The sequence below is a fragment of the Acinetobacter lwoffii genome, assembly GCF_024129435.1.
GTDB lineage: Bacteria > Pseudomonadota > Gammaproteobacteria > Pseudomonadales > Moraxellaceae > Acinetobacter > Acinetobacter lwoffii_F.
Genome location: NZ_JAMXXN010000066.1, coordinates 1 through 1460, shown reverse-complemented (window position 1 = coordinate 1460; position 1460 = coordinate 1). Strand labels below are relative to the sequence as shown.

Below are 1460 nucleotides of genomic sequence, written 5' to 3'. Positions count from 1 at the left end.
TGTTATTCACCAATTAAAATGTCTATGCGAAAAACCATTTAAAATGTCCTGTTTTTAACCACAAGAGTCAAGCACAGGATTTAAATTTCTTTGTTCAATAACAGCTTTCTGAGCTTTACGGCTCGGCATACTTTTCTTGGCACGGGAACGTTTATTCTGTTTCTCCAATTCTTCATGTTGTTGCTGGATATGCGCCAGGACTGAACCTAACCGTTTATTCTCAACAATCTCATTTTGCTGCAGCCCAGCCAATTTATTGAAGATGCTGTAGTTGAGCTTTCGTCCTTCATGCATGAGGGCCACAGTGCCATCCGGATACTCCAGAAATGAAATGTATTGCCCAGCAAGCTTATGATTCAGCTCTGTCGGTTCAAGCAGATAAATACATTTGTCATAGGTAATCGTCAGGTTCTTGGTGACCTTACGCGGTTCCTGCCAGGTAAAAATATCATCCAGTTCAAGATCAGATTCGGTTAATGGTCGATGCAGGTTCTTTGAGTTTCGCGCACATTTGGCGAACTTCTGATTGAACTGCTCAATAAAGCAGGGCAACCAGGCATTTGCTTCTGCAATCGAACAGATGCCTTCCAGGCGCATCTCCTTGATCAAACGGTCCTGAAGGGTTCTATTCGCTCGCTCTACGCGACCTTTGGCCTGGGGTGAATTGGCGAAGATAATATCAATGTTTAACTCATTCAGAATCCGCCCAAATTGCGTGATCTGGCTGTCTTGCCTGGATTTCTGGTTGACTCTAAATACCGAGTGTTTATCGCTATAAAAGGCCAAGGGCTTGCCGTATTGCTCAATGTAGGCTCGGGTTGAAAGCATATAGTCAAAGGTCGTTTCAGCCTCACAAAAGCGCAGATGCAACAGCTTGCCGGTAGCATCATCGATATAAACCAGCAAACAGCATTTGGTGGCTCTTCCTTCAAACCAGTCATGATATGAGCCATCAATCTGGATCAGCTCACCGAAGCAATCACGGTTATAGCGTGGCTGGTATGGGCGTTTTAGACGTTTGGATCGCGGAATCCAAAGGTCATTTGCAGTCATCCAGCGCCGAACCGTTTCTACCGGGATATTCAGGTCAAACATGCTGCTGAGCTTCTCATGCGCCAAGGTAGGTCCAAAGCCCAGCAGATGTTCAGAAATAATGGAAAGACATTGCGATTTTAATAAATCGTCATGGCGATGATGGCCCGGTTGACCACGACTGGCATGCGTCATGCCTGAAACACCATCTTGATTGAGCTTCTGCAATAACCGGGTAATTTGACGGGTGGAAAGATTCAGGATTTCAGCAGCACGGACTTGGGTAATACGATGATCTCGAACGTCTTGCAGAACTGCAAGACGTTGAATTTCTTTGTCAGACATAGTGATCAGCATCTATATTTTATATCCAGTCCATGGTGATAAAAACCATCATAAACCAGACATTTTTATTGGTGAGAATATAG

General features: G+C 44.5%; 1 protein-coding gene. It reads right to left on the bottom strand.

Annotated features, from left to right (window positions below):
- Positions 1–54 precede the first annotated feature (54 nt).
- Entirely contained in the window at positions 55–1389 is a 1335-nt protein-coding gene (locus NI455_RS15315; RefSeq protein WP_180185717.1) for an ISNCY family transposase, read from the bottom strand.
- Between the last annotated feature and the right edge of the window lie 71 nt (positions 1390–1460).